Source organism: Nocardia sp. BMG51109 (genome assembly GCF_000526215.1).
In the GTDB taxonomy this organism is placed as follows: domain Bacteria; phylum Actinomycetota; class Actinomycetes; order Mycobacteriales; family Mycobacteriaceae; genus Nocardia.
This window is the reverse complement of record NZ_JAFQ01000004.1, coordinates 1,282,702-1,307,245: the sequence shown is the minus strand read 5'-3', so window position 1 is coordinate 1,307,245 and position 24,544 is coordinate 1,282,702. Positions and strand designations below refer to the sequence as shown.

27 protein-coding genes and 1 pseudogene are annotated in these 24,544 nt (G+C 63.5%); 10 read left to right on the top strand and 18 right to left on the bottom strand.

Annotation, left to right across the window (positions count from 1 at the left end):
- Positions 1-31: 31 nt before the first annotated feature.
- The 4 genes from D892_RS0107085 to D892_RS0107070 form a co-directional block, all read right to left on the bottom strand.
- The gene (locus D892_RS0107085; protein WP_156959419.1) at positions 32-418 is read right to left on the bottom strand and encodes a hypothetical protein; all 387 of its coding nucleotides are present in this window, start codon (positions 416-418) and stop codon (positions 32-34) included.
- 121 nt (positions 419-539) lie between these two features.
- Positions 540-1,022 (bottom strand): hypothetical protein, encoded by a 483-nt coding sequence (locus D892_RS0107080; protein ID WP_156959418.1) that lies wholly within the window; start codon positions 1,020-1,022, stop codon positions 540-542.
- Positions 1,007-1,243, bottom strand: coding sequence for a hypothetical protein (locus D892_RS0107075; RefSeq protein WP_024800573.1), 237 nt, complete (start codon positions 1,241-1,243; stop codon positions 1,007-1,009). The genes D892_RS0107080 and D892_RS0107075 overlap by 16 nt, the downstream gene beginning before the upstream one ends.
- A 225-nt stretch (positions 1,244-1,468) precedes the next feature.
- Positions 1,469-1,894 (bottom strand): hypothetical protein, encoded by a 426-nt coding sequence (locus tag D892_RS0107070; protein WP_156959417.1) that lies wholly within the window; start codon positions 1,892-1,894, stop codon positions 1,469-1,471.
- A gap of 321 nt (positions 1,895-2,215) precedes the next feature.
- Between D892_RS0107070 and D892_RS0107065 the strand changes: the two genes are divergently transcribed.
- The 3 genes from D892_RS0107065 to lysS all read left to right on the top strand — a co-directional run bounded on the left by D892_RS0107065 (position 2,216) and on the right by lysS (position 5,138).
- On the top strand, positions 2,216-3,094 hold the full coding sequence (locus D892_RS0107065; protein WP_024800571.1) for a helix-turn-helix transcriptional regulator: 879 nt from the start codon (positions 2,216-2,218) through the stop codon (positions 3,092-3,094).
- Positions 3,091-3,315, top strand: coding sequence for a DUF397 domain-containing protein (locus tag D892_RS0107060; RefSeq protein WP_024800570.1), 225 nt, complete (start codon positions 3,091-3,093; stop codon positions 3,313-3,315). The genes D892_RS0107065 and D892_RS0107060 overlap by 4 nt, the downstream gene beginning before the upstream one ends.
- A 128-nt stretch (positions 3,316-3,443) precedes the next feature.
- Positions 3,444-5,138 carry a lysine--tRNA ligase gene (gene lysS, locus D892_RS0107055; protein WP_198036851.1) on the top strand — a complete coding sequence of 565 codons (1,695 nt, stop codon included), beginning with the start codon at positions 3,444-3,446 and terminating at the stop codon, positions 5,136-5,138.
- A 9-nt stretch (positions 5,139-5,147) separates the two neighbouring features.
- On the opposite strand, the gene D892_RS0107050 is transcribed toward lysS, so the two are convergent.
- From D892_RS0107050 to D892_RS46465, 4 genes are read right to left on the bottom strand one after another with little or no spacing between them, the layout of a single operon-like run.
- Positions 5,148-5,423 carry a PqqD family protein gene (locus tag D892_RS0107050; protein WP_084160972.1) on the bottom strand — a complete coding sequence of 92 codons (276 nt, stop codon included), beginning with the start codon at positions 5,421-5,423 and terminating at the stop codon, positions 5,148-5,150.
- The gene (locus tag D892_RS0107045) at positions 5,420-7,159 is read right to left on the bottom strand and encodes an asparagine synthase-related protein (RefSeq protein ID WP_156959416.1); all 1,740 of its coding nucleotides are present in this window, start codon (positions 7,157-7,159) and stop codon (positions 5,420-5,422) included. The genes D892_RS0107050 and D892_RS0107045 overlap by 4 nt, the downstream gene beginning before the upstream one ends.
- Before the next feature lie 50 nt (positions 7,160-7,209).
- Entirely contained in the window at positions 7,210-8,229 is a 1,020-nt protein-coding gene (locus D892_RS43525) for a radical SAM protein (RefSeq protein WP_024800566.1), read from the bottom strand.
- A 27-nt stretch (positions 8,230-8,256) separates the two neighbouring features.
- Positions 8,257-8,412 carry a hypothetical protein gene (locus D892_RS46465; protein ID WP_156959415.1) on the bottom strand — a complete coding sequence of 52 codons (156 nt, stop codon included), beginning with the start codon at positions 8,410-8,412 and terminating at the stop codon, positions 8,257-8,259.
- A 292-nt stretch (positions 8,413-8,704) separates the two neighbouring features.
- Here D892_RS46465 and D892_RS43520 point away from each other — a divergent pair, with 292 nt between their 5' ends.
- A complete protein-coding gene (locus D892_RS43520; protein ID WP_156959414.1) occupies positions 8,705-9,805 on the top strand; it encodes a hypothetical protein in 1,101 nt (366 codons plus the stop codon).
- Complete coding sequence (locus D892_RS0107025) at positions 9,792-10,973, top strand: hypothetical protein (RefSeq protein WP_024800564.1); 1,182 nt, start codon at positions 9,792-9,794, stop codon at positions 10,971-10,973. The genes D892_RS43520 and D892_RS0107025 overlap by 14 nt, the downstream gene beginning before the upstream one ends.
- Positions 10,974-11,242: 269 nt before the next feature.
- On the opposite strand, the gene D892_RS0107020 is transcribed toward D892_RS0107025, so the two are convergent.
- Together D892_RS0107020 and D892_RS0107015 are read right to left on the bottom strand one after the other, a co-directional pair.
- Positions 11,243-12,109 (bottom strand): alpha/beta fold hydrolase, encoded by an 867-nt coding sequence (locus D892_RS0107020; protein ID WP_024800563.1) that lies wholly within the window; start codon positions 12,107-12,109, stop codon positions 11,243-11,245.
- Between the two features lie 20 nt (positions 12,110-12,129).
- On the bottom strand, positions 12,130-12,561 hold the full coding sequence (locus D892_RS0107015) for an NUDIX domain-containing protein (RefSeq protein ID WP_024800562.1): 432 nt from the start codon (positions 12,559-12,561) through the stop codon (positions 12,130-12,132).
- 43 nt (positions 12,562-12,604) lie between these two features.
- On the opposite strand from D892_RS0107015, the gene D892_RS0107010 reads away from it, so the two are divergent.
- Entirely contained in the window at positions 12,605-13,588 is a 984-nt protein-coding gene (locus D892_RS0107010) for a phosphotransferase family protein (RefSeq protein ID WP_036566806.1), read from the top strand.
- Here the strand turns inward: D892_RS0107010 and D892_RS44925 are convergent.
- The 4 genes from D892_RS44925 to D892_RS44920 are packed head-to-tail and all read right to left on the bottom strand — an operon-like array spanning position 13,503 to position 17,541.
- Positions 13,503-14,201: a hypothetical protein gene (locus D892_RS44925; protein ID WP_156959413.1), complete on the bottom strand. Its 699-nt coding sequence runs from the start codon at positions 14,199-14,201 to the stop codon at positions 13,503-13,505. The genes D892_RS0107010 and D892_RS44925 overlap by 86 nt on opposite strands.
- Positions 14,202-14,224: 23 nt before the next feature.
- Positions 14,225-15,253, bottom strand: a complete 1,029-nt coding sequence (locus tag D892_RS0107005) for a hypothetical protein (protein WP_024800560.1) — start codon at positions 15,251-15,253, stop codon at positions 14,225-14,227.
- A gap of 6 nt (positions 15,254-15,259) precedes the next feature.
- Positions 15,260-16,534, bottom strand: coding sequence for a glycosyltransferase family 4 protein (locus D892_RS0107000; protein ID WP_024800559.1), 1,275 nt, complete (start codon positions 16,532-16,534; stop codon positions 15,260-15,262).
- A complete protein-coding gene (locus D892_RS44920; RefSeq protein ID WP_198036850.1) occupies positions 16,531-17,541 on the bottom strand; it encodes an NAD(P)-dependent oxidoreductase in 1,011 nt (336 codons plus the stop codon). Before D892_RS44920 ends, D892_RS0107000 begins: the two co-directional genes overlap by 4 nt.
- A gap of 170 nt (positions 17,542-17,711) precedes the next feature.
- Between D892_RS44920 and D892_RS0106985 the strand changes: the two genes are divergently transcribed.
- Complete coding sequence (locus D892_RS0106985; protein ID WP_156959412.1) at positions 17,712-18,995, top strand: helix-turn-helix transcriptional regulator; 1,284 nt, start codon at positions 17,712-17,714, stop codon at positions 18,993-18,995.
- Here D892_RS0106985 and D892_RS44915 read toward each other — a convergent pair.
- From D892_RS44915 to D892_RS49535, 3 genes and pseudogenes are all read right to left on the bottom strand, one after another.
- Positions 18,985-19,701, bottom strand: coding sequence for a peptidase E (locus tag D892_RS44915; RefSeq protein WP_084161469.1), 717 nt, complete (start codon positions 19,699-19,701; stop codon positions 18,985-18,987). The two genes, D892_RS0106985 and D892_RS44915, sit on opposite strands and share 11 nt — an antisense overlap.
- 418 nt (positions 19,702-20,119) lie before the next feature.
- Positions 20,120-21,094 carry an HNH endonuclease gene (locus tag D892_RS49540; RefSeq protein WP_369801812.1) on the bottom strand — a complete coding sequence of 325 codons (975 nt, stop codon included), beginning with the start codon at positions 21,092-21,094 and terminating at the stop codon, positions 20,120-20,122.
- Positions 21,095-21,517: 423 nt separating this feature from the next.
- Positions 21,518-21,853: pseudogene (locus tag D892_RS49535) on the bottom strand (HNH endonuclease); the annotation flags it as partial.
- Between the two features lie 184 nt (positions 21,854-22,037).
- Between D892_RS49535 and D892_RS0106970 the strand changes: the two are divergent.
- A complete protein-coding gene (locus tag D892_RS0106970) occupies positions 22,038-22,307 on the top strand; it encodes a hypothetical protein (protein WP_024800555.1) in 270 nt (89 codons plus the stop codon).
- Between the two features lie 190 nt (positions 22,308-22,497).
- A complete protein-coding gene (locus tag D892_RS0106965; protein WP_024800554.1) occupies positions 22,498-23,301 on the top strand; it encodes a class I SAM-dependent methyltransferase in 804 nt (267 codons plus the stop codon).
- Positions 23,302-23,326: 25 nt separating this feature from the next.
- Here the strand turns inward: D892_RS0106965 and D892_RS0106960 are convergent, their stop codons facing one another.
- Positions 23,327-23,908, bottom strand: a complete 582-nt coding sequence (locus D892_RS0106960) for a GNAT family N-acetyltransferase (protein WP_198036849.1) — start codon at positions 23,906-23,908, stop codon at positions 23,327-23,329.
- 245 nt (positions 23,909-24,153) lie between these two features.
- Between D892_RS0106960 and D892_RS0106955 the strand changes: the two genes are divergently transcribed.
- On the top strand, positions 24,154-24,534 hold the full coding sequence (locus D892_RS0106955; protein ID WP_024800552.1) for a nuclear transport factor 2 family protein: 381 nt from the start codon (positions 24,154-24,156) through the stop codon (positions 24,532-24,534).
- Positions 24,535-24,544: the final 10 nt, after the last annotated feature.

Sequence of the window (24,544 nt, the reverse complement as noted above, 5' to 3'; positions counted from 1 at the left end):
CCGGTGTTACCGCGACACCCGCGACCGCGGCTCACCCGTCCGGGGTGAAACCCCTGCTGGGCGGATACATCGACCCCGTGAGGATGCGGGCAGTCACCTGGTCGTACGTGCCCATTGCCCTACGCAAGGTTCCTTGCGGTCGAATTCTTTCCTTGCCTTCGATGACGCGGCGGTCCGACACCCAGGCGGCGTCGATGATATTCACGACAAGCTCACCCAGGGTGCTCGGCATCTCCTCGGCGCCTGGTCGGCGCGGCGCGAATCGCAAGCCGGATACGTGTTCGTCTATCACTCTTCCCTGCGTGAATATCGCTTTCCGGACAACCGCCAGATCTGCCGATGCCTTGTCGATTTCCTCGTCGGACGGCAAAGGGCTCCAGCGCCCGATCAGGACCTCCATCGTCAGGACTTGGACCATGTGCATCCTGTGCATTTCCCTGACCGCTGTCAATATCGGAGTGTCGGCAGGTATTCGGCCGCAATGAGCTGCCAGCAATGTGTCGGAGGTGGGCAGTCGTGCGGAGCGGGGTCGGGTATTTTCAGTCAAACCACGCCGTCCTGTTCTTATCGAGAAGAGTTTGTGCGTTCTGGGCGAAGTTCAAGATCTTCGTGAGCGGCGACCGGTCACGATCGACGGGTTCCTCTATCCAGTACCTGCGGTTGTTGCCCGGTGTCGGCAGCGTGAAGTACTGGCCCGGTTGCGTGATGCTCACTCGGCCGCACATCGGAGGGCGGGACAGTCGCGCCTGGAGGTCTCGATGCTCGTCGATGCGGATGTCCGGCCTGACGACGAACATCCATCGCACCATCCCTCTGGTGGCCAGGATCGGCGTCCGCATTGTGCGCCTGCGCATGTCATCGCGTACCTGCACGCCAACCTCCCGGTCGACAATGACGAGGTGTATCGCGCGCGCAAGCGTGTAGAGAGTGCCGCCGGACATCCGGGCTTCGAAACCGTGTATCCGGTTGTACCGCGCATGCAGGGTGCGCACGGTGTGGCCCGATGTCATGGTGTGAGCCATAGTTCCTCGTAGGGCAGTCGTTGCAGGGTGGTCGCGTGGTCCCGGACCTCGGTCGCCGTGGCTCCGGGATGGTGGCTTCGCTGCCACCGGCACAAGAAGTTCCTCGCCGCCGTCTTGCAGGCGATGTAGTCGAATGCGGTGTCCGCGTAGGTGACTCGCACGTGCACGTCGGGTTCGTCCGGTCGCGGTGACCGGACTGTCGCCGTCGGCCGCGCGAGCATCGCTACATCCCTCGTTCGATGTATTCGCGAATAGTGTTGTAGCGCGACACCTTTGAGCGCCTTCGTCCTGGGGCGAACGCGTGCCTCGCCCTCGCCTTCGGCTTGCCGAGGTGCGTCAGGTATCGAGAGTGCTGCCGGATGGCCCGGCGGAATACCCACCACTCCGCACCGATTCCGGCGGCGATGATGGCGGTAACAAGAAGAGCAGTGTCCACTCGAGTCCCCTTAGATCAACCGACGCTCGTAGCGCATGCGGTTCGGATTGGTTTGGAAGGCAAGGATTTCGAGCACGGTGTCCGTGCGGGGCCGGAATGCATCCACCGGCGGTTCGGCCCACCGCAGGTTGCCGGTGGTCTCGGTGATCGGCGACGGCAGAGAGATCTGGTGACCGTCCTCGACCAGCCGGCCGCCCTGCCCCGCCAGGAGAGCCTTGCCGCTCGGATCGCTTCCGAACCCGCCGTGGGTCAGGAAGGTGAGCATCTTGTCGGCGTGGGACATCACCGGGCAACTGGCGAGGAGCTGACGCAACCGAATGTGCAGCGGGTGACCCACGTCTATCGGCAACATGACAGCGCCCACCTCGCCGACGCGGGCAGTGATCATGCGTCCATCGGTTCGAGCGGGCAGCGCACAAACGTTGCGGTAGTGCACAACTCGCGCGATCACCTCGTCTGCCGTTCGGTGCGGCTGTACGGTCGTCATCGGTACCTCCGGTCGGGCGATGCAAGCTCGAGGGTGCGTCCGGCCTGAGCGGGGGTGATGACGTGTCGTTCCGGAATCGGTTGCTGCTGCCTGTGTTCCGTCGGACCGCCGTGCCGGGCGCAGCGATAGAACACCACGAGCACCAGACTTCCACCCGCAATTCTGGGTTTCCCAATCAGATCTCTTCATTCTGCCTGTGCGCTGGTCAGGGCCGTGAGACAGTTCTCGCCTGTACCAGCACATTCGGAACCCAAGGACGGGAAGGTCGACATGTCAGGAAGCACGCTCCCTCGGCGTCAACTCGGGCGGTATCTGCGGGAGCTTCGTATGCAGACCGGTATGACGATTCCGGAGGTGGCGCGCCTAGCCGAACTCAGTTCCAGCACCATCCAGCGGTTCGAGAAGGGGCAGTTTCCGCAGAAGATCCGAACCGCCGACATTCGTGAGCTGTGTGCCGTTCTCGGCGCCGACGAGAAGATGACGGCAGCGCTCCTGGGACTGGCTCAGCAGGCCAACAGTAAGAGTTGGTACCACGAGTACGGTGAGCTGATCCCGGCGGATTTCGATGTCTACATGGGTCTGGAGGCTGCGGTCTCGGTGCTCACGACCTACTCGCCGGACGCTGTCATCGGCCTGCTCCAGACCGCCGACTATGCCCGAGTCCTGACGCAGTCCGGCTATCCCGACAGCGAGTCCGATGAGATCGACCAGCGTGTCCATCTCCGAATGCGCCGACAGGCTCTCATCACTCGGAAGCGCCGCCCAGCTACGCTCAATGTCGTTCTCGGTGAGGCCACCTTGCGCCGGATTGTCGGCAACCGGCGTGTCATGGCAGCCCAGCTGAAACACCTGGCCGACATGAGCACCATGCCCAACGTATCCATCCGCATCCTGCCGTTCGAGGCAGGCATTCCGCTGGGCGATCCAGTAGGCAGGTTCATCGTGCTCGAGTTCGGGAAGGGCGCCAGGGGTGAGCCGCATGAGCCACCTGTGGTCTATGTGGAGAGCTTCACTGGCGATATGTACCTCGAGAAGCAGATCGACGTTCGCCGTTACCATGAGGCGTACCAGGCCATCCAGCATGCCGCGCTGGACGAGAATTCGAGCAGGGACCTGCTTCGGCAGTTAGCAAGGGAGTACAGAGCGTGACCGACAAGTACAACGTCGACCTTTCCGGTGCACGCTGGTTCACCAGCAGCCGCACTTCGGCAGGAAAAGAGTGTGTGGAGGTGGCGTTTCTCGATGAGGGCATGGTCGGGGTCCGTGATTCGAAGAATCCGTCCGGACCAGCGCTGGTCTTCACGCCCGGCGAGTGGGAAGCCTTCACCGGCGGCGTGAAGGACGGCGAGTTCAACCGGCCGCAGGCTTAATCGGCCACCCAGTCTCTAGTCGGGGGCCATGGACGGCACAAGGTGACCCGGGGCTGCACAGGCTGTGCTGATCGCAGCGGCGAAGGCCGGAACCGCTTGTAAAGCATTAGCGCTGGTAGCGTGTGCGGGTGCTTTCGACGTCCCGGGTGGAAGATCCGCGCAACGCTGATGCGGAGGCGAGCTGGATTCGGCGTGCCGCCGATGCTGCGATCGAACATGCGCGAAAGTCCTCGGCCACCGCGATCGTGTGCGCGTCGGGGATCAGCCCGAGCGGTCCGATCCATCTAGGCAATCTCCGCGAGGTGATGACCGCACACCTGGTTGCGGAGGAGATCAAGGCCCGCGGCATCGACGCCGTGCATATCCACAGCTGGGATGACTACGACCGGTTCCGGAAGGTGCCGGCCGGCTTGCCAGAGGACTGGAGCGAGTACATCGGTAAACCGCTGGCGGCGGTACCGGACCCATACGGGCAGCGCGATTCGTATGCGTCGCATTTCATTGCGCAGTTCACCGCGGCGCTGCGGCGGCTGGGTGTTGAGATGCGGGAGATCCGCCAGTCGCAGCAGTACCCGGCCGGTGTCTACAACGCCTCGATCCGGCGGGCGATGGATTCCCGCGGCGAGATCTTCGATATTTTGGAGCGCTTCCAGACCGAGGGGCGGCACGAACGTCCGGTCGACGAGCGGCGCACGGTGTACTTCCCGTTCAAACCGTACTGCGAAGTGTGCGGAAAGGACTTCACCGAGGTCACCGGCTGGGATGGTCTCACGCTGACGTATCGCTGCCGATGCGGGCATGCAGGCGTGATGGGCTTGGCCGACGGGGAGCGAGTGTCGGGCAAACTGGTGTGGAAAGTCGACTGGCCGATGCGATGGGCGTTCGAATCGGTCGCCTTCGAACCTGCGGGCGAGGATCACCATGCGCCATCCAGCAGTTTTGCCTCAGGGAAAGTAGTGGCACCGGAGATCTTCGGTGCCGACGCGCCGAGCACGGTCGTGTACTCGTTCGTCGGTTTGGCCGGCGGGCGGTCGAAGATGTCGGGTTCTGCCGGCGGTGCCGCCACACCAGATACGGCGCTGAATATCCTCGAACCGGTGATGATCCGTTGGCTGTATGCGCGCCGGCTGCCATCGCAGTCTTTCACCATCGACATGTCCCCACCTGCGGTGCTGCGCTTGTATGACGAATGGGACCGATTCGCGGCGCGCACCGAGGACGGCACGGCGTCGGCGGTGGAGCAGCACCTGTACCAGGTGTGCGTGCGGACCTCGGCAGGGTTGGTGGAACGCAGTGCGCGACCGGTGTCGTTCCGACTGCTGTCGTCGGCGGCCGACATCACCGACGCCAACCCGGAGCAGGTAGAGCGTCTGATGCGTCAGCACCTCGAATCCGATAGCGGCACTGCACTTCCCGACGATGCGGCCTTGCTGGACGAGTTGCAGCCTCGGCTGGCGGACGCGGTCAACTTCGCCCGCGCACTTCCGCCGGATGACCGCACGATCGTCCGGACCGATTTCAACACCGAGGCATGGTCTCAACTGGATGACAAGACCCGCGAGGGCGTCCGGTTGTTGACGGCACGAATGACCGACGACTGGACTCTCGACGGGTTGACCAGGACCGTGTACGCGGTGCCGAAGTTGCTGGAGGGATTGCCGGAGGATGCTCAGCCGACCCCGGAGCTGAAGAAGGCACAGCGTGCCTTCTTCAAGGCTCTCTACCAGTTGCTGTGCTCGCGCGACACCGGTCCTCGTCTGCCGACGCTGTTGCTGTCCATCGGACCCGACCGCACTCGGGCCCTGCTGTCCTCGCCGCAGTAGGCGACATCGTCACCTGGCCACCAGGCCCGCCGCCGCGAGCCTGTGCACGAATCTGGTCACATCCTCTATGACGTCATCGGCTGAGACACCGGTCATTTCGGCGAGTTCGTGGGCGATGTCGCTGGCGCTGTGTCTGCCATCGCAGTGCTGGAAAATCTGATGACCGGTGTGGTTGACCACCAGAACCTCCCCGTCGGCGGTGGACGGAACCAGGGTCCACATATCGCCGGTACGGGTAACTGAGGCTGCCGCGGCTGTCGGCATGGTGGGAGACGGGGTGTTCATGAGCGTGTTCCTCCCGTGTGGTGATTCATCCAGGTGTTGACGGCGACGGTGGCCCACAGGCCGGGGCCGTGGCGGTCGTCGCCGGCCACGTAGTCGTCGATGGTGGACAAGAGCGAATCGGGGTCGATAATGGCGTGGTCGGCCAGCGGCCCGGCGTGTGCGACTGCGCGGAGCTGGTCGGCCGATTGGCGGAGACCGGCGTGCATCATGGCCCGCGCATCGGCTTTGTCCGGGCGCACGGCGATACTGGTGGGCAGCTCGTCGGCGAGGGCTTCGCGGAGGATCACCTTTTCGATCCCGTTGTCGCGCAACAGGTGTGGCGGGAGTGCCCAGGTCAGCGCGGCGAGGTCCGGATCGAGGAACGGGTAGGAGATGGCCAGTCCGTGACGGCGGCCGGTGTCTTCCCACCAGCCGCCGCATTGCACCCGCCCGGCCGCGCCGGCTTCGGCGATCATTGCCCGCGAGTAGTCGATGGTGAGGCGTCCGGGTTGCGGCAGCTCGGGATAGCCGTCCGCGAGACGGTCCGCCAGCCCGGTGTCTGCGAGGTACCGATCGGACAGCCACGGTGGGATGTCGGCGAGTGCGCGCATAATGCAGGCTCCGTGCCGGTTGTAGCTGCCGGTGAGCAGGCCGTCGACGATCCGTGCCGCGGCGTCCGGGTCCGGGAATGTGGCCAGCTCACGCTGTGCGCCCGATGTGTCACCGCGGGCGTACCGGTCGGCGACGGTGAAGACCTGGCCCAGAAGGAGTTCGTCACCGCCTTCGCCCGCAATCACGGTCGATAGCGGCATTTCGTTCCCGCTGATGCGTTGCAGCATCGCCTCGTTGCGCGCGGCATAAGGCCATGCCTCCGGCTCGTCTGCTTGCGGATAGTCCGCGATCAGCGGAAGCAGGTGATCGGCCGGCACCCGGGTCACCGGGAGCCCGGTGGCGTGTTCGACGTCGTCGACGAACCGGCGCTCGTCACATGCGGCCAGCTGAGGACTGCTGTAGGTGAGAGAGAACGCCCGCATCGACAGACCCGCCGCGTTGGCCGCGCAGGTCAATGCCGCGGAGTCGATTCCGCCGCTGAGCAGAATCGCGTCGGGCGGGCCGCTGCTGCGTTCGACGGCGGTCACCAGCCGACTGCGGAACTCTGCCACCAGATCCGACCGGGCGGCCTCATCGAGATCAGGCGCTTCGAGCGCCGGCATCGAGCGCACCATGACCCGCCCGTACCGGACGATCAACGCGTGCCCGGGTGGCAGCCGCCGAACCCCTGTCCACGCCGTGCCCTGCGGGTCGCACATCGTCGGAACCAGAAACGGCGCGAGGCCGGCGGTGTCTATCGCTGTGGCCGGTTGCGCGGCACGGATGCCCCGGATCTGTGAGGCGACCAGCAGTGTTCCGTCATCGCGGACTGTATAGAACAGCGGGCGCGCCGACATCGGTGATCGGAACACCACCGCGCACCGCGATCCCACCAGCGCGGCGCAGTGCGCGTCACCACTGATCCCGGCCAGGATCGCCGCGATCTCCTCCAGCGGCGTGTCCGGGCCGTCGAGTATCCGGGCCAATGGGTCCAGCTCGCGGCGGAGCCATTCGGGACCGGCCACTGCCAATCGAATTCCGTTGCCCAGCAGGCGGGTACCCGATTCTGCAACGGAATCGGTTTCTCCTCCGACCGCAGCCGAGGCCGCTGCTGATGCGCCGAGTACGGCCCACGCCGGGGACCGGTCGGCCATGGCGTCTGCCATGCGCAGAACGTCACGGTGCGCATTGCTCGCCGCACCGGCGACAGAGATCGTCAACGACGACACGTCGACTGCTCTCCCTTCCGCTTGTTCTGGGCCACACCCAATACCGCCGACAGTGCGATCAGGCGAACCTCGTTTCCGGACAACGCTGTTCGCACCTCGTCGGTGGCTTCGGCATCGTCGGTGATGGCCCGGCACAGCGAGCACATGGACCCGTCGAGCAGGTTTTCCGACACCCGCCGACGTGTCACGTCGCTGAGCATGCCGAGCATCGCTTTCGGTCCGTGAGTGTGGATGGTGTTGATGATCGGATCGACTTCGGCTCGCGCCAGGGCGCCGCCCACGTCTGCGGCAGAATCGATCGGCAGCCGTAGCGGGGACTCGGCATGAGCACCGCGGGCTGGCCCGCAGCAGGTGTAGAAGTCCCCCTCCGGGGTCAGAATCGGACGTCCGACGACCCCGCACGGCCCATCCGGAACCTCATTGATGTCAACTTCGCGGCGCAGCAAGAGATTTCGGCCGCGACCGAACGGCAGTACCGCCGCGGTTTCCAGTCGTGCCGCATGCCGTGCCGCTGCCTGCGCGGCGATCCGGTAGGCGTCGTCTTCTCCCCTGCCGCAGTACTGGACAACCAGCTCCAGATCCGGCGCTGCTGCCGCGGCAGCGAGCAGCGTATCGAGCAGCTCGGCCCGGACACCCCGGTGTTTGGGGGTGAAGTGGTAGCGGTCGAAACTCACGGCCAGCTTGTCCAACCCGGCGTCGACCAGCTCAGCGACCATGGCGTCTGCTTCTGCGCGGGAGCGAGCCCAGAATCCGTTGGTCACCAGCGACGCTCGCAAGCCGAGTGAGCGTGTGAGACGGATTGTCCGCAGCGCCAACTCGCGTCGCAGCAGTGCTTCGCCGCCGGTGATGCACACGCCGTCGACGTGGGCAGCGGCGCTGCGGACAGCCGCCTCGATCTGCGGCCACGTCAAATCACCCCGCGCGTGCGGTGAGGAATCGGTGATGCAGTGGCCGCAGGAGAGGTTGCAGGCATTGGTCAGATGGATGCCCAGGGTGTTGTATCGCATCACGTCACCTCCGCTCGCGCTCTGCGGTCAGCTGCTCTGCGACGTGTGGATGTGCGGGGTGATGATCTCGGGCAGCTGGTTCGCCAGCTCGGACCGAGCGAACGATGCCACAACGACCGGCGGATAGTACCGGCGAGATGATGCGGAACCAACCACGCTGTGCTGCTTGCTCATTCGATTCATTTTCTTCTCCTTCCTTGCACTCACATTCGCCGTGAGTGCACGACCTTGTGCGCGGTCACGGTCGCGCAGAGCCGCCCGGCACCGAGCGCGATACGGAAACACATGTCCCGACAGCCGCGCTGAATTCCGGGTGCCGATGCGCGCCAAAGGGTCTGACACAACCTTGACAAGGAGCGGTGTCACGTCTCGACCCCGCGCAACTACCGTCTCGAACTTCCGGGTTCCATCCTGTCCCTTCTCGTGTCCGTCTGTGTTACGTTCGGCGTGCTGGAGGGACGCGAGGGGTCGGATAGTGGCAGCTGCGCTCATTCGCCTGAAAGTCGAACTGCGCGAAAGGCATTTGCAGACACACAGCGCCTTCTGCCGCGAGTACGACAAGATCGCAGGGACGATCGATCCCGCACTGGTCGGTACATTCCCAGGGCGCACGCAGTTCCACCGTTGGCTGTCCGGTTCGCTGAAAGGTCTTCCCTACCCGCACCATTGCCGAGTTCTGGAGGGGATGTTCCCGGGCTACACCGCAGAGCAACTGTTCGAGCGGTACACCGACGAACTACCCCTCTCGCATGCGTCGGCAATCACAGTAGCCGACAGCGTTACCGGACTACTCGATGTCATCGAGAACCGCATCAACCAGCCGACTTTCGGCTCAGTCGACTGGGAACCAGAACGGCCCGGCGACGCTCCACGCTCCCACACCGGCTTGACTGCGCATGACAAGTGGGACGTCGCTACGCCAACCCGGCAGCTCGCCCAACGACTGCTTCAGATGGAGCAGACGGAGTACCTCGACAGCCGTGAAGTCAGCCAGTTCGCGTACCTGGCCGGGCATATCATCGATCTCGACACCCGCATCGACATTCAGATCAGCGCAGACGGATCGGCTCACTTGACCTACCGATACGAAACCTTGAACATGACCGGTCGGCCGTTGACCCGCATGTCGCGCGAGCTGTGGTTCAAATACACCGACGGCGGGCTGGACATCGGACCGCTACGCGAGAGCACTCGCCGTCTCGCCATCCAACGAATCCACGACACGCCGAGCCTGTCGAAGTTCGCGTGCCAACTCTCGCCGGCAATCCAGCCTGGCGAATCGGCGGTGGTCGGATACACATGCGACGGCGGGAAGTTCGACGACGAGCTGTACTGGCGGCAAACGATTGCCCGGTACACACGCCACTTCAGTGTCCATCTGCGGCACGAGAACGCCGGGGACTTGATCAGTTGCTCCGCGACAGAGGAGCATCCAGACGGCGCGGAGAACTCCGCGACCGAAGACCTGATCTGGGACTGCGACGGCGATGACGCCATCGTCACACTCCACCGGGAGTATTTGCGCCCGAACCAGTCGGTCACACTTTTCTGGGAGGTAACTCGTGAGCACTCGTGATTCCGTCGAGCACGCGCTCAGGGCATGGAATCAGCATGAGGTCGACCGTGGCGCACCTGCCGTGATCGACTTCGATTTCCTCCCTTCGACCGACGAGGCGCCAATAGCTGTCGACCGCCTGAGCACCTTCCGGCGGCTCAGCGAGTTGGCGGACGAAGCCCACGAGCCTTCGGTCGCACGGCGGATCACTGCCGATATCGCCTACCTCCGCGCTCTCATGGGCGAACGCCCCGGTCTCGACGACTATGTCCGAGATACTCAGGGATGCCCCGCAGCCGGATGGCCGGCCGAGTACATCGCCGCCGCGGGTGAGACCGCGCGCCTGTGCCTGGAGGGGCTCGGTGTTGGATGGGGTGAATCCACCGCCGTCGACCTGGCCGCCACCGAAGGTCCGTTGGATGCCGCTGCCGCGCCCGACGCGATCCGCCAAGCCGCGCGTGATTTCGAACCAGCCGTCCGCCGAGCAACAGGTAGCCAGGCCCCATACGACCTCACGATCGAGGAAACCGATATCGATGCCTACTGGGCGTACTGGCTCGACGGTGCCGGGCAGCGAGTCCGGCTGCGTCTGAACATGCGCAATGCGAACTACACCAAGGTCCAGGCCCGGCGATTCGCGTTGCACGAAGTCCTCGGCCATGGGTTGCAAAGCGCCAGCATCGCTGCCCGCTGTGCTGTCGAGGACGTCCCTTGGGTTCGTCTGTTGTCCGTTCACGGCCCCCAGCAAGTCCTCCTGGAAGGCTGGGCACAGGCGATGCCGCTGTTCATCGCACCTGACGATGACGCCTTGGTTGCGCGTGTCCGGATCGACCACTACACCCAATTGGTTCGGTCGGAACTGCAACTGGCCGTGAACGCCGGAACGCCCACGGAAGAATGCGCCCGCCATGCGCGCGACCGTGTCCCCTGGTGGAATGACGGCCACATCGCCGACATTCTGGCCGACCGCAGCACCAATCCACTGCTGAGAACCTATATGTGGTCATATGTGGCCGGCCTCGACTGGTTCGTCAACCTCGCCAACGCGAAGACCACTGTGATCCAGGAGGTACTCCGCGCCGCATACCAGGCCCCGCTCACCCCAGCGGAACTCGAGCAACTCTGGCCTGAAGGTCCCACCGTCGGCGGGCCCGGAGACTCGATACGGCTACTGGACCCGGCGTCCTGATCGCGGCGGTGCCGAGCCCGCGGGACTGATCCTGTACCGCAGTCGAGCAGGTCGGTAGTGCGTGGAAGTCGCCTGGCGACACCGGTGACGGCCGAACGGACAGTACTGCGAGGGATGCTCATGCGTACCTTCCTCACGGACGGTTGCCCGGTATTCGCGATATCTGCGTGTGACGTTGCCAGCGAACGGGATTCACAGTAAACGCGACCTGAGCGTCGGTGGGGAGATTCAGTGAGCGCGGGCACCGCTTCAGCATCTTGGCAATCGAGTCAGGATGCTGGGCATGATCCGCCCGCGTACCGCAGTCGGGCGGACGGAATGGTGACGGGCCGGTGGTCGCGGGCGGCAGCGCTGACCGCGCTTATGCAGGCAGCGACCAATTCGGGCTGGTCCACGGCGACGTGGTGGCCGGCCCAGTCGGCAACGACCAGCAGGGCATCCAGCCTTCTCGCGAGCAGCCGTTGCGCGTCCTGCCATTGTTGATCGAGTTGCTCGAGCGTGAGCGGTGCGAACTCGGCTGCCTCAGCGGGCGTCAGACGTGTCCATCGCCCGGGCGCGCTCGCCAATACCGCGGCGGGAAGGGGTGTCCATTCCGCGGCCTCCAGCTCGGCGATCGATCCTGGGATGTCCAGCATCGACGATCCGGGACTGCCGTCACCCCCTTCGCGTGTCGGCCAGTGACTATCCGCCAGATGCTGGAAGGTGGTGCAATCCACCAGTACCAGCCCAGCCGTGTGTGCCTCGTGACGTGCGGCGTACATCATGGCGATCAGGGCACCGATCGAATGCCCGACGACCACGTGCGGCGATTCGATGGCGAGCTTGTCGAGCATGGAGCGAAGCTCGTCGGCCAACGCCCCGAATGTGCGTGGCTGGTCCGCCAGGTGTGGGGGCAGGGGATCGCTGTGACCGATGCCCGGACGGTCGTAGGTGACGGTGGTGTGCAGATATAGCTTGGGTATGACCTGATCCCACTGGTCTTGCGGTGTGCCAAGGGCGTTTACGTGCACCACAGGCATCGGGATGTCTCCCGATGCGATGCATGCGGTCAGCTCACAGCCGACATCAACCTTCTCGAATTGCCGCACCCACAACAGATACCACCGTCCGGCGGCCCGCACGGCGCGATCGTCCATGAACCGCGGAATCGGTGGGTCTATCCGTTCCAGGCGTGCCAGAACGGTGCGGTGTCGTCGCCTGCGGCCAGTAGCGCGTCTTTGACTGCACCGGGCCGGACATCGGTGTCAGCGAGTTGTGTCACTGGGAGCCAGTGAAATTCGAGGTGGTCTTCGCGGCTTGTCGGCTCGGGGTCTGTGATGGTGACGTCGAAGACGAGGTTGAGTTCGTGGTGTGTGGTGCCGTCTTCGATGTAGCCGTGTTCGACCACACCGACGAATCCATCGATTTTCGCCTCCGTGCCGAGTTCTTCGGCGATCTCACGAATCAGCGCCGTCTCCACGCGTTCGCCTGGTTCGACGTGCCCGCCGGGCAGGAACGACCACTTTTTTGTTCGATGCTTGGCAAGGAGCATGTTGCCGTCTCGCCGGATAACTGCTCTAGCAATGATTTCCGTAGTTGCCGCGTCCATGGGCATGCCTTTCGTGTCGGTGGGTGGATCTAGTATTTACCTTGTGAGCGTTGGTGAAATCAGGGCCGATCAGGTGGCCGCCGCCGTTGAGCGACTGTTGCCGGACGCTGCTCCGGTCCGCCCGCGTGAGCCGTTGCGGAAAGGCCGTAGCCATGTGTCCCGGGTTCTCGACTCCGGTCGCGGCCCGCTGGTCGGCAAGGTCGGGATGGCCGGTCACAGTGATGTTGTCGTGCGCAGGCTGGCCGAGCATCGCCGGGTATGGGAGCACGGCGTGCCGGTGCCCCGACTGTTGGAGTTCTCGGCGTCCGATGACCTGGTGGACGGTCGACTGTTGATCGTGTTCGAGTACCTGCCCGGTCGCGATGCCTACGATGCGGCGGGCTCGCTGTCCCCGGTCGCGATGGAGCGGGTGATGGCCGGGACCGGCGCGGCACTGGCGCGGCTCCATGCCGTCCCGGTGATGACGTTCGGTGACGCGGCTACCGGGCTCGGCGCGGGCTCGGATTCGTGGAGTACCACTGTGGCGGTCCGTGTCGAGTTGCTGTCGCGGGCGTACCGCGAGCATGAGACCGACAGCAGCACAAGTGATCTGGTAGCCGCTGGGCTGGTGTTGCTTGGTGCGCTGGCTGATTCGGTGTCGCCGGTAGTGCGTCCGGCGGTCGCTCACTTGGATGTGTGTTTGCCGAACATCTTGGTCGATGACGCCGGAGGGTTCCGGGTGCTGCTGGACCTGGAACACGTGCGGTGGGTTGATCCGGTAATGGATTTCGTAAAGCCCGCCATGTGGATGTTCGAGAAACACCCCCAGTGGGCGGAGCAGTTCGCCAACGGCTACCAGACCGTGAGCGAACTGCCGCAACAGTGGCCCGAGCGGCTTGCCGTCGCGAGCGGGTTGGAGTTGCTGACCGGCGTGGACTACTGGACACGGGTTAGTGATCTTTCTATGCGCGATGACTACCTCCAGCGGCTGCGGGCGTGGGTGCGGTCGGGCGGTGCCGTCCATGGGTGGCCTTCGTTGATTGTGTAATCAGGTTCGCGATTTGGGCGGCGGGATCGTCCCAGCCCTGCCCGCCAACGTCGATGACCTGCGATGGGATGGGTGAGGTCCGCGCCCAGTACAGCAGGCGATCTTGTGCGCGCTGCACGTACTGTGCTCTCGTCCGGTCATCGGGGCCGAACCCGTCGACGTAGGCGGCCCATCGTGGGCTGCGGTGTGCGCGGGTGGACTCGATGCACTGTTGGCGTATCCGGTCGGTGGGAACCCTGAGAACAACCAAGTGCAGCCCGAGCGCCGCGAGCCGGTGTTCGATGCCCAACAGTGAACGCCGGTCGAGCGGCAATCCGTAGACGGGTACGTCGAACCCGAGCCCTTCCAACAAACACGTCGGCGCCCACGCGGGCGCGAACCTGTGGCTAGGCAACGTGCTTGCCTGAAACCGCCGGTCCGTATCTTCGAGAAACGCAGTCAGGTTCTCCAGCCACGACCGGACGCCCGCCATGTGGTCGGCGCTGCTGCCGGTCGTGTAGGTGTGCGTGGTCAACGTCGCCGCCTGCGGTAGCGCGATCAGCGACTCACAGCCGCTTGCGATCAACTCGGCGGCGCATCGCTGGTAGACAGCTGTTTTTCCGGCACCCCACACCCCCGCCAGTACACACCCCCTCATCACTGACCCCTCGCGACCGCATCCGCGACCCGCGCCAACTCGGCAGGATCGTCCCACGTGACCACATGCACGGGCAGGCTAGCGAGCTTGGCCCACCACGAGTCCGGGTCCGCTTGGGACACAGTGGTTTTCGGTAGGTGCGGCCGGATACCCAACCAGTCGTCAGCGAAGAAGTCGGCCGCGGCGAAGTCCATGTGACGACGGAGAAACCGCGCGCTTGGTGTCTCCGGTCGTACATCCGGTGATCGCATGAGCACCACCACGTGAGTGATCGGGATTGTCGGCGTGGCTGGGCTGTCGAGTATCTGGCTGACTTCCAACGGCGTGAGTTCGACTTTGCCGTCGATCATCCCGCTACCGCGCCGCGGAGTTCTGTGCGCCAGAGTCTCGGTGAGTCGTGGCGAACCGCCGATGCCTTCCGGGGTGAAACGCCACGCCAACGGGACACCGACCGCGCACCATGTACCCGTGTCAGCGGGTACGACCATGGTCCGGTCGTTGGACAGCGCCGCCGCGCCGTGGTCCTCAACCAACCGTGTTAGAACGCTGGTCTTTCCCGCGCCGGCCTGCCCACCAATCAGCACGCCATGACCGCCGACCACGACCGCGCCCGCGTGAACGGATCGCCCGCCGCGTGCCTCACCCCCGCGCATGATGAGCTGGCGAACGACCCGAACACCGATCGTCGCGGCTACCTTTTCCCGTTCAGTCGAAACCGTGATGTGGTCTCCTCGGACCGTGATGACATGGTCAGACTCTCGCTCGGGTATCAGTACGTCATGGTCTTCGGTGGCCCATACCTGGTACCGCTGGTCAGGGTGGCTGTGACGAACCTCGATCGGCGGCGTCGCGGACACGGCCCGCCGCGGCCTAGCTATACGGTCGTAGTTCAACGTCAGCGCGATATCGGCTTCGGCCGGCTCGGGCGCGTGAAAGGCGCTCAGATAGTGGGCCATCATCGTGTGAACGGGCTCGTCCGCCGTGATCGAACAGGTACTCGTCACCAGGTCATAGGTTTGGCTGTTCATCGGCCCTCATGCCCCCGGCATTGGCGTGTGTACGTCGGAGCGGCGAAGCCATATCGGCCGTCCCTGGCGGGCGAATTCTGGGCTGCCGAGAGCGTTGTGGACGCTGTGTTCCGCGAGCCATCGCGGCACGCTGAGCACATCCGTGGCGCCCTGTGCGTTCGGCTGCTTCGGGGCAGGATGGTCAAGCCATATGCCCACGTTGCTCAGCAGGTCGGAGCCAATGTTCGGCCACGACAGTTCCCGCTCCACCGATAGGCGGCCGTCGGTGCCGAGGTCTTTCAGCGCGACGCGATCCCGAAGCAGCGCCGCGAGCACGGACGGCCACGCGCTCAGGTCGTCCTCCACCACGACGCCGGGATGATCGGTGGACAGGCCTGTCACGGCCTCGCTGGTGCCCAGCACCGGCAGACCAGCGGCCAGGTAATCAAGAACTTTCATCTTCGCCCCCGAGCCCGCCGTTAGTGGTGCCAGCGCCAAGGTTGCGCCGCGAAGTGCTTCGTTGATCGAGTCCACCCGGCCGGTGAATTCCAATCGGTCCGTGGGTATGGTCAGGTCCGCCGGTCCTCGACCGATCACCCGTACCCGAATGTCGAGCCCTTCGACGCGCAGCGGTGGCAACAGCGTCGTACGGATCGCCTCGACCGCGCGGGCGTTCGGTTCGTAGTACAGGTTGCCCACGAACACCAACGTGGCAGCGTCCACCGCCGATCCCCACCACGTGTGCTGTTGCGGGTCGGCCCCGTTGGACAACATGGCCACACGCGCGGCGTCGATCCCCGCCTCACGCACCAACCCGGCTTCGTGGCGGGTGGACACGAAAACGTAGTCAGTCGCCTCCAGCGCGGCCCGTTGGACCGCCCCGTAATGCCGCACCGTGGCCGGTAGCTCACCCAAGCTGGACGCCACAGCCGCTTCGTCGTCATGAACGTCATAGACCAACCGCGCGCCTATACGATGCGACAGTTCACGCCCTACCGCTAACAGCGCTTCGGCCTCGCAAATCGACACGAAATCGGCCGCCACCGCCACCGATTCCAACACTCGCGCCAGTCGCCGATCCGAATAGAAATCGTTCGGATGCACCAACAGCACGTCACAGGGCCAATCCTCGGCCGCGCCGTAATCGGCCCCGCGATCACACAAAACAAGCGTCACCGCCGCCCCGGCGCGGTAACTGTGCTCGGCCAAACCCAGCACCCGCGCGGGTGTACCCGCGAGCGCACGGCCGCGCCACACGTTCGGCGTATCCAACAGGAAAACCACCGCCGGAAAAGAACTCATGACACACTCCCGGCGTATTTTCCGCTGCTAGCGGCCCCGTCGAATTCGGCTTCGACCGTGTACCGGATACCATCACCAAACGGAACTCGCGGCCACCACGGCACTACTTCCCGCAATCGGTCCGGCACGGCACACAGATTCGGCCGGACCCGGCGACGCAAACGCCCATGATCCCGTTCTATTTCGACCTCACGGCCGATCACCGCCGCCACCGTTTGCACCAGTTCCCGCCCACTCACAGCGATTCCAGTCCCGACGTTGAAAACGCCCGAATCCCCGACGTGCAACAGTGCTATCAGAGCTGCGGCAGCGTCTTCGGCATAGACGAAATCGCGGGCGGACTCCAGATCACCCAGCCGGAGAACAGAACCATTGCGAAGCTGCCGCAACACTTCCGGGAGCAGGTGCGGATGCGGATCACCCGGCCCATACACGTTGAACAGGCGCGCAATCGCGATCGTGCAGCCTTCCAGCCGGTCCGCCTGGTCGCGCAACAACCGCTCACCCAACAACTTGGACACCCCATAAACACCGACCGGGTCAACAGCGTCATACTCGCTATGCGGTTGTGCGGCAACGGGATACACGTCGGCGGTGGACGCGAAAACGAACTGTTGCGGCGGATGTTCCGCGCACGCGTCAAGGAGATGCTGTGTCCCCATTACGTTGACCTCTAGCGTCTCACTCGGGAACTGTTCGCAGTCTGGGATGAAATGCCGCGCGGCCAAATGCACCACGCCCCACGGGAGTTCCGCAGCGACCACACCGGCCACCATGGACCGATGGCGAATATCCAATACTTGGACCGCCACGCGTGGGTTGCCGTTGAACTCGGCCAACCGCTCCAATGTTCCGGCGCTGCCATCATCGACCGCTACAACCCGGAACCCGTCACGGAGCAGACAGCGCACGACTGGCACCCCGACCAGACCGGCCGCCCCCGTGACAAGCACCGTTCGACCGGACCGCCGATCAGCCCCCAAAAGTCCCGAATCAAAACTGCCCACGGTTCCCTCCTGAGTGTCGAGCTGGTGAAGCCCATCGAGCGTTCTTCGCATCGCGGGCACGTCCGTAACCGCTTCCGGCGCTAGGTGTCTCACCTGTAGTTTTGTGTGTTTGACTGGTTGGAGTCGATCAATCCGGCGCGTTTGTGAAGAACTGTCAAGAGGTGACGGCCATGCCCAACAACGCCGAGCTTGGGGCGGTGCTGCGTGATCTGCGGAAGTCCCGACGCTTGACGTTGGCGGTGGTCGCGCGCCAAGCGGGGTGCGCGGAGTCTCTGGTGTCCTATGTAGAGTCCGGCCGTCGTCAGCTGCACCCGTGGCTGGCCGCCGAGCTGGACGACATCTACCGCACCGGGGGTGTCATCGCCGCTCTGATGCGCGGCACCGACCATGGCGTCAACGGTCGCGCTGGCGGGGTATCGCAGAGTGACACGCTCATTGTGGAGCTGCCCGAAGGAGGTGTTTCGATGCCACTGTCACGGCGGGAGCTGCTGGCCTCATTGGGCGTCGGGATTGCCGCAGGGCAACTGCTGGCCAAGTTCGAAAAGGCGCTCGAAACTATTCCGCTCGGTGATGACACCCTGGAGTCCTTTGAGGATGCCTACGCCGGATTCCAAGTCGCCGCCCGCAGCTTGCCACCATCCAGCCTTATCGACGGTTTGACGGGCAACGTAGCGATTCTGGATGGACTACGCCGCCGCACCACCGGCCACACGCGGCAGGCATTTACCCGGATGCAAGCCCGATACGCCGAATCGTTGAGTTGGCTCAGTGAGGAAGCCGGAGACGTTACAGCCGCGATGTATTGGATTGACCGCGCTAGTCAGTGGGGCCAAGCCGCCGACTGGCATGATATTTCCGCCTATGGTTTCGTGCGCCGTTCAATGGTCGCCATTAGCTTCGCCAGCGACGGTTACCGGGCGGTGGACAACGCTAGCGTTGTCTTGAGTATGAGTGGCGCATCGCCCCGTATTCAGGGATTGGCTGTGAAACAGATGGCCTTCGGGTACGCGTTGGCTGGCGACGAAAACGCCAGTAACCGAGCGCTTGACCGCGCCATGAAATTGCTTGAAAAGCCCGTACGCGAAGGCGACGCGCTACTTGGTCAACGCAGCGTGGTCGATGATGACCTGTTCACCATATTTCGCACCACGTGCGATATCTATCTTGGTCGAGGCCAACGTGTTGTGCCGATTCTTCAACCGCGTCTAGCGTCGCTGTCGGCCTCATCGGTTCGCACCGCGACTATTACGCGCGCCAAGCTCGTCCGCGCCTTTGCCAATGCCGGCCAACCTTATGAGGCCGCGCAGCTGTCTCTCACTGCCTTGGACGATATCGACCGTATAGGGTCGCTGTCAGCACGCAGCGAACTACGCCGAGCGTTGCCTGTCCTTCGGCAATGGCACGGCCGTGAGGATGTCAAAGCCGTTATTCGGCGTCTCATGTCTACCGCTTGAGGCGAATAACGTCCAGGGCCTCCTCTGTAACGGTGCCGTCCGCCTGGCGTGTAATTCTGTAGGCTCCGGCGCTCTTTCGGTCGCTGATCGCAGCCACATATTCGGTACCGGAAAAGTGCAATCCCGCACCCGCGTCGGTGGCATAGCCGTCCGGCAATGCTCCAGACATAACACATTCCCGGAAGTGCTCCCGACGGTCGCCGTAATGCACGGCGCTGGCGAAAGGTAGAAACCCAAGCCCGTCGGTGAACGGCCGTATGTCACCGAATGAATCCGTAGTACCACTGTTGAACCAACACACCGACCCCGCCGACTCGCCGCCCAGAACGACACCTTTTTGCCAGCAATCCTGAAGGACCTTATCCAGGCCATGAGCACGCCAGACCGCCAACAGATTTACTACACTGCCCCGATCGACCCAGATCACATCTTGCCCGTGTAGGTGCGCGGCTATGTCCGGCACGTTCGGTTTATCGAATAGAGAAAGGTGACTTGTGTCCACGCTGCTATTAGCAAATGCGTCGTAGAAGGCGTCAATATTGGCCTGTTTATCTCCAGTACCTGTCGATATAAAACACAACTTCGGCCGCGATGGATCACCGGCCAACTCACAGGCGAAGCGGAAAACCGGCGACGGTTCCCACGGGTTGCGCGCACGGTTGAACCCCATGGAAGTCGCCAAGATGGTCGGATGCTCAGCAGCCATGAGCAAGACCGTACCCAATCGGCGGCCTAACGAACACGGCTTGCCGATCTGGCGTGACTGTCTACGAGGCGTCTTCGTGGTTCCAGCGGCGTACGCCATTGGCTCGTAGGAGGCGTTTGAAGCTGCGAAGGTTGACGTTGTATTTCTCGGCTATCTTGCGTACCGGTGTGCCCGTTCGATGAAGAGCAACCTCGCCCCGGCCGCGCGGGTCTCCACCCGCGCGAACCGGGCACCCACGCGCCGGTCAGCCCTTCGAACTCCCGCTGCCACCGATCAGGGTCTACGATGGCAGCCGCTGCCACCGCCAATTCAGTTGTGTCACACACAAACACGACATGATCATCATGATCATGCGGTGGCCGCTCCACGTCCAGCCCGCTGACCAGCAGCATCAATGATCAAATGTCCGGCTGGAGTACTAGCGGGCCGTGCGGGCTTGGGTGCAAGTCAGACAGCGTGTTTGTTTGCCGCTATTTGGGTCGACAACGAAATCGTGGTCAAATAACTTGCGGTGCCCTCTATTGCGTTCACATGCTCGACAGTTCCGCCACCCATTCTTGAGTCTCGTATTCTCGGGTGTGAACTCATGACCATACGGACAGAACTTCGCCTCTGCATGTTTCGCTTGGAAACACACGCGACACCGGCGAACCGTCGTCGGATTGCTCGCGTCGATCACATACCCGTGCCCATGCTTCGGAACGTGGTCGGCGTTGAGGCGGCACAGCACGCAATTGCGCCACCCTTTTGCGGTGTACTCCGTTGTCGCCTTGGTAAATTTGTGACCGTTGACGCAATGCGTTGGAGGCGGGTTCAACTTGCGACAGGTGAGGCAACGCCGTTTCTTGACCGGGCCGTCCAGGTCTGGCACAAATGAGTGCCCAAATTGCGGGAGGTGTGTCCGGTCCCAAATGCATTGCTGGCAATATCGTTTGCCATCCGTGCCGATTCGCTTGTTCTCGGGCGTGTATTCATGTCCCTGTGGGCAGAATTGGGGCGTCGATTCCTCGCGTTGCCGACAGATTAGGCACCGTCGACGCAGGTCGCTGGCATTCTCGGGGTCAGCGACAAATTCGTGCCCATGGTTTTCGACGTGATATCGGTCCGTGTTACATTGACGGCAACGCCGATGCTCGTCGGGACTGTAGTCCGTGTTCTCATCATTGTAGGGATGCCCTTGTGGGCAAGCAAGTATCACGACGGCAGCTCGCCGCAGGTTCTCGCCGATCGTCACCGCTTCGAGATGACGCGGATTGCAGCACAATGGGACGCCGCACAAGTGGTCAATCGTCAGATTGAGGACTGAACCCTCGCCATTGGCAAGCTCATAGGCGAGACGGTGAACTTGGACGACACGTCCCCTACGCTTCTGGCCCGGCACCTTCACATACATGCGGCCGTACCCGATCTTGTTCTTTGAACCGGTCCATACTTGGCAATCGCCCGTCAATCCGTGAAAATTCTTGCCTCGCTGGGAGACCGGCTGGGGAACCAGTCCGTTCCTTAGCTTCACCGCCGGAGAAACCGCAACGCCGCTCATGACACCGTGGCCATCGAGATCAACGACAGCGACGGCGACGCTCGCCGCGACGGTTATCAGTTCACCGCACCCACAACCGCATTTGACTTTGTTTGAGTCACCGTATTTCTTCAAGCGCCGGAGGTGCGCCTGGCACAGCCTGTGCCCTGCGACTGGACGCGGGCACCCGTCGAGCTTGCACTCCCGACCGCCCTCCCAAACCTGCCGCGCAGGTCTGTCAGCGGGCGGCCCCGCGCTGCTCTCGGGTTCTCGCTCCATGTTGAATTTGCGAGCATTACATGTCCAATGAGCCGCACGACAATTTTCCATCGTGTGAGGGCCGCCTTTGGATAGCGGAATCACATGATCGGCTACCGGGGACAGTGGATCATGCTTGCCGCCGAGAACTCGGGTTGTACGCAAAGGCTCCGGGATTAGCCCGCCGCACAGGTGGCATATCCAGCCGTCCCGCTCGAATACCTCTCGCGCGATGACAAGTTCCGTCGCAACCCCCCACTCTTTGGCGCGATTGAGGGCGTCGCGAGCCCGGATCAACTCCGCCTTACGGAGCTTGACGTGTTCCTCGCACCGCTGACGGCTCGGCCCGCGCCCTGATGGCCGAGGGTCGAACATCGCGTCGCAATCAGCGCACTTAATGAGCATGAGGCCTCCTCATCCCATTGGACCATCGCCTGGTGACAACATTCGGTGTTGCAGCGTATGTCGGACGCCTTTAGCTGCCGATATAGGATGCCGTCTCCATCGACGTCGCCCGAGCTGTCACCCCGCCGGTCGACAAGCCGGCCTGGACGCCATCGTGTTCGAAAACCGAACCTGGCACGCCGGGGGAATCAACACCTCCGGACACCCACGCATCGCGATCATGATCCAGTACGGCTACCGATGGCTCGCCCCCGTCGACGATCCCGCTCCTGAACTGCTCGACCGCACCGATTTGAGCGATATCCAACGCCAACTCCTGGGCGCCACCGATCGAAACTCGGACGGATCCGTGGCCAAGGGGCGCGGAGCCGAACCGCTGCGGCAGTGGTGGACTCGACACGAAGCCGAAACATGGCAACCATGACCACCGCGGTACCAACGAATAACCGACGCCGACCAAAAGCTGACGAAACCCGCGGGGTACTGCGAGGCAACGCTTCGCTCAGGCTCGAGAGTCGTTGCGGCAGCTCCGCGCCCCTTGAAGTATCACGATCACCCGGCTCCTGCTCGCCACGTTCCACTGCCCATCGTCGAACACATAACGAGGTCACCTAGTGCGCTACAACCCGGACGAACTGTTCCGCTCGACCGCTCCCTACTACGCGCGATACCGCTCGGGATACCCGCCGGAGTTCTTCGATCGTCTCGTCGCGCGCTTCGCGCTCGACGGCACCCAACAGATACTCGACTTGGGTTGTGGCACAGGCCAAATCGCCTTGCCCCTAGCGCCCCATGTCGGCCGCGTCCTGGCCATTGACCCCGAGCCGAGCATGCTCACCGAAGGCGGACGCTTGGCCGAAGAACGCGAGATCGACAATATCGAGTGGCTCGTGGGCGACTCCTACCGATTGTCCGAGCTTGATCTTCCGGATCTGACGCTGGCCACAATGGGCGCCGCGTTCCACTGGATGGATCGCGACGCCGTCCTCCGGGTTCTGGACCGGCTCATCCTGCCCGCCGGGGCCGTCGTGATCGCCAGCGGTGGTAAACCCGAGACCCAGACCCCGCCGTCCTGGAACGACACCATCACTGCCATCCGCACGAAGTACCTGGGCCCGGACCGACGTGCCGGCTCCAGCACCTACAGCCACCCCGAAGAGGGCCACGCAGACGTACTACACCGTTCCCCCTTCTCCAACGTCGAGACCGTCGGATGGACCTGGAAGCTCGAACGAGATCTCGACTCGCTCGTAGGGCTCCAGTTCTCCTATTCCTTCTCTGCGCCCGCCCAGTTCGACAGTGAAGAACAACGCGCCGCGTTCGAACGAGAACTTCGCGACGCCCTGACCGAACAATTCCCCTCCGGGGTCTTCCCGGGAAACATCCGAACCGAAGCCCTTATCGCGACACGCTCATGAACCGCAAACCGCGTCCGCGCCGGCGTTATCGAGGTTCAACCACCCAAGGCCACGGCTGGCATGGGGTGCGTGGATCGTCACGATGCAGTGTGGCAATCCATCCGTCGAACACGCCGCCGTCCGGTTGCACGCACAGCCCACGAACCCAGCCTTCCAGGCGAAATCCGTGTCGCCATGCCGTTTTCGCCGAAGCCCAGTTGCCGACCACGGCCTGCCACTGGAACAGTTCCTGACAGTCGTGCTCGAACGCCCAGGTTATGACCAGTCCCAGAGCAGTCGACATGAGACCGCGCCCTCGATGAGCAGGGTGGAGTCCGTAGCCCACAATGGCCGTGCCGTGGCCGGTCGGACGGTAGTCGATGGTCCCGGCGAAGTGTTCGACTCCGGCGACTTCGGTCGTGATAGCCCAGATCCGCGTCGACGTGGGTGCCTGCTGCTCCCACGCGGTCCGGGCGTATCGCAGAAACTCACGGCCGTCCTGTATTCCGTACGGGCGCGGCACTGTCGTGAAGCGGACCATGTCCGGGTCGGAACACTGCTCCACAATCGCGGTCAGATCGCCGAGTCGATGGCCACGTAGCACCACCCCGCGGCCGTCGGTCAGCACCGGCACATTGTTCGTTCCCCGACACATACCACCAGCGAACCGGTGCACACATAGAACGAGCAACCGAATTTCTCCGGACCGACGAATTCCGCTGGCACCCAATGGCGCGGCGCGACGGCGCACGTTCGCGGGTGGCGCGGATCGGGCGAGACTGATTTGGAGGATCCTGCGCTGGTCTACAGTTGCCTCGGCATGCACTCGTATGCCGATGGTCCCCTCGATGTCGATGATGTGGTGGAGGCGCGATGACTCTGACCAGGCAGCATGTGGAATCGGTGGTCGCGGACTACATCCGGGCGTGGGAGACCCAGGATCCGGACCTCATTGTCACGATCTTCACCGCGGACGCGACCTATCACGAGCGTGCCTTCGAGGCACCGATCGCGAACCATGAAGGTATCCGTGAGTACTGGGGATCCAAAGTTGTTGCAGAACAAGCGAATATCAGTTGCAAGTTGCTGAGCCTATATATGGACGGGGACACCGCTGTCGCCGAATGGGAAGCCACGTTCGACGATGTGCCGCAACAGGTCCGGAAAGTCATGCGTGAGGTTGCGATCTTGGAGTTCGACAACGGCCTGATCCGGAACCTCCGCGAGTACTGGGCGTCCCAAACAGTCGCTTGAGCCGCCCGTA

Excerpts from the sequence above, each read along its gene's own strand:
- D892_RS0107005 (WP_024800560.1), bottom strand. The coding sequence starts at position 15,253 with ATGAACAGCCAAACCTATGACCTGGTGACGAGTACCTGTTCGATCACG.
- D892_RS0107020 (WP_024800563.1), bottom strand. The coding sequence starts at position 12,109 with ATGGACGATCGCGCCGTGCGGGCCGCCGGACGGTGGTATCTGTTGTGG.
- D892_RS0107000 (WP_024800559.1), bottom strand. The coding sequence starts at position 16,534 with ATGAGTTCTTTTCCGGCGGTGGTTTTCCTGTTGGATACGCCGAACGTG.
- D892_RS0107050 (WP_084160972.1), bottom strand. The coding sequence starts at position 5,423 with ATGAACACCCCGTCTCCCACCATGCCGACAGCCGCGGCAGCCTCAGTT.
- D892_RS46465 (WP_156959415.1), bottom strand. The coding sequence starts at position 8,412 with ATGAATCGAATGAGCAAGCAGCACAGCGTGGTTGGTTCCGCATCATCT.
- D892_RS0106955 (WP_024800552.1), top strand. The coding sequence starts at position 24,154 with ATGACTCTGACCAGGCAGCATGTGGAATCGGTGGTCGCGGACTACATC.
- D892_RS0106985 (WP_156959412.1), top strand. The coding sequence starts at position 17,712 with ATGCCCAACAACGCCGAGCTTGGGGCGGTGCTGCGTGATCTGCGGAAG.
- D892_RS0107080 (WP_156959418.1), bottom strand. The coding sequence starts at position 1,022 with ATGGCTCACACCATGACATCGGGCCACACCGTGCGCACCCTGCATGCG.
- D892_RS0107065 (WP_024800571.1), top strand. The coding sequence starts at position 2,216 with ATGTCAGGAAGCACGCTCCCTCGGCGTCAACTCGGGCGGTATCTGCGG.
- D892_RS0107085 (WP_156959419.1), bottom strand. The coding sequence starts at position 418 with ATGGTCCAAGTCCTGACGATGGAGGTCCTGATCGGGCGCTGGAGCCCT.
- D892_RS0107015 (WP_024800562.1), bottom strand. The coding sequence starts at position 12,561 with ATGGACGCGGCAACTACGGAAATCATTGCTAGAGCAGTTATCCGGCGA.
- D892_RS0107075 (WP_024800573.1), bottom strand. The coding sequence starts at position 1,243 with ATGCTCGCGCGGCCGACGGCGACAGTCCGGTCACCGCGACCGGACGAA.
- D892_RS49540 (WP_369801812.1), bottom strand. The coding sequence starts at position 21,094 with ATGTATGTGAAGGTGCCGGGCCAGAAGCGTAGGGGACGTGTCGTCCAA.
- D892_RS43525 (WP_024800566.1), bottom strand. The coding sequence starts at position 8,229 with ATGCGATACAACACCCTGGGCATCCATCTGACCAATGCCTGCAACCTC.
- D892_RS44915 (WP_084161469.1), bottom strand. The coding sequence starts at position 19,701 with ATGGCTGCTGAGCATCCGACCATCTTGGCGACTTCCATGGGGTTCAAC.
- D892_RS0107045 (WP_156959416.1), bottom strand. The coding sequence starts at position 7,159 with ATGGCAGACGCCATGGCCGACCGGTCCCCGGCGTGGGCCGTACTCGGC.